We start from the raw sequence: 979 nt of genomic DNA on the forward strand, positions 1-979 counted from the left end.
ATGTCTCGAATATCGGGTGATAGTGTCAACAGTTCATATACTGCAACACGGCCTTTATGGCCTGTCATATGGCAGTTATCACAACCAGCGCCCTGATAGAATACTTCATCCTCACTCAGACCCAAAGCTTTCCGTACAATAGGGGATACCTGCTCTTCTTCCAGGCAGTGAGGACAATTCCGTTTAACAAGTCTTTGAGCCAGTACCGCTAGTAGCGTTGCATTTAGGAGATAGGCTTGTACGCCGATTTCAAGTAGACGGGTAATGGTCGAAGCGGCACTGTTGGTATGTAAGGTTGATAACACCAAATGCCCTGTAAGTGAGCTTTCTACTGCCATTTTAGCTGTTTCTTCATCTCGTATTTCACCGATCATAATGGCGTCTGGGTCGTGGCGAAGAATATTTTTGAGTGCACGTGCAAAGCTATAATCTATGGCATTGTTGACCTGGATTTGCAGAATATCATCGATATGGAATTCAACCGGATCTTCAACGGTGATGATATTGATTTCACGTTGTTTGATGGATTCGAGTGCCGCATAAAGTGTGGTGCTTTTTCCGGAGCCAGTAGGGCCGGTCACTAAAATCAGGCCACTGCTTTTGTTAACGAGTTGGGTAAACAGTTCCGAGTCTTTTTCATTGAATCCTATGGCATCGATATTATTGATACTGGTCGAAGTATCGAGGAGACGGATTACTACGCTTTCTCCATGAATAGTCGGCATGATCGATACGCGCAAATCAATCGATTTATCTTTGCTAGTGATTTTGGTCCGACCATCTTGAGGCAAACGATGCTCAGCGATATTCATTCCTGAGATAATCTTGATACGGGCAACAGCGGCAGGCAACATTTTAATATCAAAGTTGCGTATTTTTAGCAGACTGCCATCAATACGGTAGAGAATATCAACGCTTTTTTCTTTGGGCCTGATATGTATGTCTGATGCTCTGCGGGTTACCGCATCGGCGATCAAAT

General features: G+C 44.1%; 1 protein-coding gene. It reads right to left on the bottom strand.

The window, feature by feature from the left end; translation table 11 throughout:
- The coding region (locus A3766_RS25955; RefSeq protein ID WP_197479755.1) for a GspE/PulE family protein at positions 1–979 on the bottom strand (979 nt) is incomplete at both ends.

This window comes from Oleiphilus sp. HI0132 (assembly GCF_001635845.1).